This window comes from Acidimicrobiia bacterium (genome assembly GCA_009694375.1).
In the GTDB taxonomy this organism is placed as follows: Bacteria; Actinomycetota; Acidimicrobiia; order Acidimicrobiales; family VFJN01; genus VFJN01.
Map to the genome: position 1 here is coordinate 1 of SHVB01000036.1, position 6,015 is coordinate 6,015.

4 protein-coding genes are annotated in these 6,015 nt (G+C 65.6%); 2 read left to right on the forward strand and 2 right to left on the reverse strand.

What is annotated here, in order from left to right:
• Positions 1–146 precede the first annotated feature (146 nt).
• Both EXQ71_12705 and EXQ71_12710 read right to left on the reverse strand, forming a co-directional pair.
• Entirely contained in the window at positions 147–2,510 is a 2,364-nt protein-coding gene (locus EXQ71_12705) for a hypothetical protein (GenBank protein ID MSO88354.1), read from the reverse strand.
• Positions 2,511–2,646: 136 nt separating this feature from the next.
• Positions 2,647–4,059, reverse strand: a complete 1,413-nt coding sequence (locus EXQ71_12710) for an acyltransferase (GenBank protein ID MSO88355.1) — start codon at positions 4,057–4,059, stop codon at positions 2,647–2,649.
• A gap of 158 nt (positions 4,060–4,217) precedes the next feature.
• Between EXQ71_12710 and EXQ71_12715 the strand changes: the two genes are divergently transcribed.
• Positions 4,218–5,057, forward strand: a complete 840-nt coding sequence (locus tag EXQ71_12715) for a class I SAM-dependent methyltransferase (protein ID MSO88356.1) — start codon at positions 4,218–4,220, stop codon at positions 5,055–5,057.
• Positions 5,054–5,965, forward strand: a complete 912-nt coding sequence (locus EXQ71_12720) for a class I SAM-dependent methyltransferase (GenBank protein ID MSO88357.1) — start codon at positions 5,054–5,056, stop codon at positions 5,963–5,965. The genes EXQ71_12715 and EXQ71_12720 overlap by 4 nt, the downstream gene beginning before the upstream one ends.
• Positions 5,966–6,015: the final 50 nt, after the last annotated feature.

Consider the following 6,015-nt stretch of genomic DNA (forward strand, 5'->3'; position numbering starts at 1 on the left):
CCACCGCCGGATGCCGCAACAACCGGCTCACCTCACTCCGGGGTTGCGTCACACGTGCTCCTAGCGGCAATGAAGAAGAGGCCAACACCCGCCCGAGTAGCCAGCGCCGAAAAGCCGGTTAATCACGCCGCCGAAGCGTAGCGGCCTCACCCCACCGGAGACCGCGGAACCAACTCCACTACCTCAAGCCCACTCCCTTCATCCACAACAATCGTGCGGAGATCAAAGCGCAGGCCGATCTCCTTCAGGACCCATGTCTGCAATGAGGCCAACCCCGACGGCACAAGGGCGGCCGAGGTGATCGGCGCCAACCCCGGCCGGCCGGGGTTGGCTCGGAACAAGTCGTAGGCCTCGCGGCCGGGCCGGTCGAGCAAGACCCGCTCCCCGCCCGTCAATCCGGCCACAAAAGCCCCTAACGGCTTGAATTGCTGCTCCGGGACAAAGCTGTCCTCGCTGGGGTCGCCGAAGGGAACGGCGCTGCCCCGCCCGGACCGCATCAGAATCTCCACCGAAAGTTCCGCACTGGTGAGCACGATGCTGCGCCGCTCGCCCGGCAAGTACTGGTTGAGGAGTTTTTCGCCCATCGGCGCCGCCTCCCTCACGGCGGGGGGATCGGCCAGTTTCTGCAAGGCCGCCTTCAGCGACGGGCCGCCGGGGGCAACATGGGCTAACGCCGACTGCGGGAAACGTACCTGCGCGGGGGACCAGGCCACCGCCAACAACACGGCGCTGAGGCCCAGCGCGATCCCCAGCACGGCGCGGCGAGCCGGCGGGGGAACCTCAACCTCAGGACTGCGGAGGAAGGCCACCCACAGCGCCCCGAGGGCCACCGCCGGCAGTGAGACGTAGGGGATGATGTGGTCGGCCCCTCGGTTCACGATGTAGCTCACCAGGGCCACGCCCCACGCCGTCATGCCCACGATGGCGGTCAGGATCACCCGCTGCTGCCGAAGCAGGGCCGGACGACGAATCCCCATCGTGAGCAGGGCCGATGCACTTGCTAGATACACCGCCCCCAGGGCAATGCCCGGCGAGAACGACGAGAAGTCGTAGGTCCAATCACCCAGCGGCCCGAGAAGAAACTGGCGCAGCGTATTGAGGTACCAACCCCAGTCGGGTGGTTCGCCGCGCCACGCGAGCGTGCCGGTGGTGAGCGCCAATTGCGCCAGGATCCACGCACCTAGCACCTGCGTCACCCACCGGAACGCTTCCCGCCGGCGTCGGCCAGAAGGTTGCAGCGCCACGTCGAATCCGGCCACCGCCACCACCGTGAGCAACGTGTACGCGAACGCCTCGAGTGCCCACACCGATGCCACCGCGAAGGTAAGCAACTGGAACAAGCGGGCCGCCGTGGCGTGCCGGGGCCAGCGCGCCTCGGCCACTGCCCCCACTACCACCCCCACCGGCAGGCCGAAGCGAAACGCGCCGTGCTGGAGCAGCGCGCCGATCGGGGCCTGAAGCCCATAAACAAACGCAATCACCGCCACCGTCATGGCCCAACCCGACAGCCACCGAGAGACCCCCGCCATCCGCAGCGCCACGAAGGCGCCCACGAACATCAACGCCGAGAGCATCCCCTCAACCAAACCGAGGGTGCCGTAGCCGATCGGGATCACCCTGAACGCCCCGGCCAGAAAATAAATCGAACCAACCCCGTACTGCGAAATCACATCAACCAACATTGCGTCGCCGGCCAGGATCTGGTTGGCCGGTCCTAGGTAGAAGTTCTGATGCCACTGCACCACGTTGGTATCGAACGGAGAGGCCGGCACCCACGCCGCCAGGGGCAATAAATTGGGCACCGCCAGCACGAGCAGCGCCACCAACCCAACGTCCAGCAAGCCGCCCAGCCCTCCTGTGACCTCCGGCAGCCGAACTTTCTCACTGAGCACCAGCACCGCCACCGCCACCACTACCAGCCCCAGCAGCACCAGCCACGAGATCGACTCGCTCTTGACGAAACACATGGCCACGGCCCCGAGGTACACAACGCACAGTGGGTAGCACCAAGATCGGTGCGGTTCGTCCCGACCCACCGATGGCCACGGACGCTCCGAGGCCGTCCGGAACAACACGCCAATCGCCACCGCCCACCACAGAACCGCTGCCCCCGCCAGCACCAGGTGGCCCCCACCCCAGGGAAGTTCTCGCGAAATCCGGTCGAACACCACGACCAAACCGAGGCCGGCTCCCAACCAGGCCGACACCACCGGCAACCGCGGGGCATTGGGCCCCGCCGCGATCCGGTTCGATAACCACGCCGAGGCCGCTACCCCCAGCGGCAGCGCCAGCCCAAAGGTGACGAGGTAGATCAACGACTCGGCGTCTTGATGGTGGCTCGGGAACGGTCGCGGCAACTTCGTGATGGGCATCACTTGCCAGATCGCCGGTGCCGCCACCAACATGATCCCGAGCGCGAACCATGTACTCAATGCCACCGCCGCGCCCAGGGAAACCCCTGCCTCGCGCTCCCCCGGTACCGGCGTTTCTCCAGGTTCCTCGGTGGCCATCTACCCATCTTCGCGTCTAGTTGATCTGTGGTGGGATTGAGACACCAAAGGATACACCGACGCAACCAAAGGAGATCCTCACCGTACCGGGCCGTTGATCGCCTTCGATCACCGACCGATCGGGCGGGATAGATCCCTACGTCGCCTGCAGTCCGGAGTGCCGTCGACGGACCCTGCGCATCAGCGGTCGCTCGAGGACGTAGTAGCTCACCGACGCGCAGGCCACCGTCATGACGCAGGTCAATACGGTAAGGGGAACGAAGGCCGTTACCCGATGGCCGAGGAGTACCGGGTGGTCCAGCAGGAGAATCAGCACCGGAAAGTGCCACAGAAAGATCCCGTAGGACACCAAGCCAAACCACACGAGCGTGCGGTTCCGCAATACCCGCCGAACGAAGCCGCCGCCATCGGTGCCAAACACCGCCGGCAGCATGAACAGAGCCACGATCACGCCAAACAACAGGTACTGGGCCACATAGAGGGCCTTGTCGATCTTGAAGGGAAACGCCAAGGTGGATCTGGGCTCGAGCAGCAGGCCCGCCGCCCATGCATAAAGCACGATCCCCCCCACCACCGGAGCATTGGGATGACGACGCAGCCACTGCACAAACCCCGGTTCACTCCGTCGCATCCCGGCGTCCACCGACACGGCGGCCATGCCGAGACCCAGTCCGAACCACCACCCCCTACCCAGCGGGGAATAGAACAGCCATTGGTGGATGCTGCTTGTCGGAACCGAAGCCTGGATCACGACGGAGATGGCAGTGATCAAAGCCACCGCGCTCAGTTCCAGCGTGAGCAGGCCCCCCCGCCACCGCCAGCCCACCCAGACCATGGCCAAAACAAACAACACGGCAGCAGTACCAACCGCGAGTCCTAACCACCACCCTCTACCCAGTGGGGAATAGAAGAGACTTTGGCGCGTGCGGCTTTTCGGACCCGACGCCTGGATCACGCGGGAGATGGCGGTGATCATCGCCATCGCACTCAGGGCCAGCATGACTAGGCCCCCCCACCGTCGCCTACCCAACCAGGCCATGGCCAGCACGAACAGCGGCAGGCACAAATAGAACATCACCTCTATCGACAGGCTCCAGGCCACCGGAATCCCACAGCGGGCCGCACCGAACGGATCGGCACACACGCCCGTGGGGGTGAACACCGGGAAGTTTTGCAGCAGGCCGTAATAGACCCACCAGTTACCAGTGAAGGCCCCCACCATGCCCGGAATGATCGCGGTGATCGTGAGGGCAGCCCAGTAGGGGGGGGCGATGCGAACGAACCGGCGTCGCCCGTAGTCACGGAAGGGGGTACGAGGAGTACGCGCCACGCGTGCCTGCACGAACGGCCGGTAGAGAAGAAAGGCTGACAGGACGAAAAAAAACGGAACGCCGATGTCTAGGTGAGCAAAGAAGCGCCCATACCCAGGATTGTCCTGGGCCTTGGACCAGAGTGATGTGTGGACCAGGAGAATCGACATCGCGGCAATGCCACGAAGCGGATCGAGCAGCGGGAACTGGTGTGCCCCTACCGCTTTTTCATCACTCACCCGCTGCCCCTTTCCTCACTGAGCCGACGCCGGGAGGGAAGCCGCAGCATACCGCTCGGGCCCAGCGTGCCTTACTCCGGGATCCGCCTTCGCCACCCACTAACCGAGGCACCGACCGAGGCCATCACACCCCACTAGGCTGAGGGTCGCTAAATCGCATGAAAGCTGGCGCCGTGCCACACTTTCACCTGCTTGGCTCCGCCGCATGGGCAAGCCTGTCGAACGGGGTGGCATCGATGAAACGAACCGGCGAGCGTGTCCTCACCGCGGCGGGCGGATTCAACCCAACCTGGCAACGTCATGTGGCCGCCTATGCCCTCGCCGACGGCTTCCTTCCCCAAGGGCGTCTGCTTGATGTTGGTTGTGGGATCGGCCACAGCTACCACTTGTTGGCTCCCCGGGAGACGGTGGGCTTGGACATCTCGCCCGGTGCCCTCGAGGGCCAGCAACGGGAGACCGTCGTCGCCGACATGCGCGAATTGCCCTTCGAAGACGGCGAGTTCGCCGCCGTGCTCTCGGTGCAGTCGATGGAACACGTTCCCGACCCCGAACGGGTGGTGGCCGAGGTGGCCCGGGTACTGGAGCCCGGGGGTACCGCCATGTTCGTCACCCCCAACCGGCTCACCCTCGGCCGACCCGACGAGATCATCGATCCGTACCATTTCCGCGAGTTTGACCATGCCGAACTCAAGGAAGTGTGCGAGGAGTATTTCCCCCAGGTGGAAATCCACGGGTTGTTCGGATCACCTCGCTACATGGAGATTGTGCTGGAGGAAAGGGCGAAACTCGATCGTCTCCTCGCCAAAGACCCGCTCCGCCTGCGCCGCCTCGTACCCATCCGCACCAAGCAGTGGCTCTACGACGCGGTACTGCTCAGAAACCGTGAGAAACCCGACCCTCGGGCGGCGGCCATCGAGGTGAGCGACTTCTTTCTCGCCGACACCGACCTCCCCGAAGCACTCGACGTCTGCGCCGTTTGTCGCCGAGCCGCCGCGTGAGCTCAGCGGCTCCGGTTCCCACTGCCGTCGATTGCATCTGGTGCCGTCGGCCATTCGACAATCGGTCCACCCACCTCACCTTGCGCACCCGCTGCGCCTCTTGTGGGGCGGCCACCACCGACCCGCCGCCCACCGATGACGAGCTGGCCGCCGCCTACGGCGACTGGTACCGGCCTCCGGCCGAACGACGTTTCTTCTTCGCCGCCGATGCCATTCTCAACCGGTCCCGAGGGTTACTCGCCTCCCGGGTTGACCAGATCATGCCCCCTGGCCCGGTCCTCGACGTCGGTGCCGGGGACGGCACCCTGATCGATGCCTTACGAGATTGCGGTCGCGAGGCCACTGGGCTCGAACGGAACCCCACCCGCACCGACCTTCGCGACGCGGCGCTCTCCGAGATCGACGGCCAATGGGCCGGAGTGATCTTCTGGCATTCACTGGAGCATCTCCCCAACCCCGGAGAGGCCATTAGTGAGGCCGCCCGCCTCCTGCTCCCCGGCGGAATCGTGATCGTGGCCGTCCCCAACAACGACAGCCTCCAGGCGCAGTGCTTCGGCGACCGCTGGCTTCATCTCGACATTCCGCGCCACCTCGCCCACCTCACTACCCGCAGCCTGCGCAGTGGCCTGGGCGCCGCCGGATTCAAGGTTGAGCGAGTGTCCTACGTGCGGGCCGGACAGATTCTGATCGGCTGGCTCCAAGGCCTCGTTGGCCTGCTGCCGGGAAAGCCCGACCTCTACCAGGCCCTGCGCCGAGAAGGAGCCCGGGGGGTGAACCAGTCGGTCGGCGTGCGGATGCTGGCCATCGTCGCCGCCGTGGTGCTCGTGCCCGTGGCAGCGGCGGCCTCCCTCGTCGAAATCCTGCTGCGTCGCTCCGGCACCGTCTACCTCGAAGCCCGCCTGCTCTAACTGCCGGCTCCACCCTCGGGAACCGCGGCGGCGCGGACGCGACACCGCCC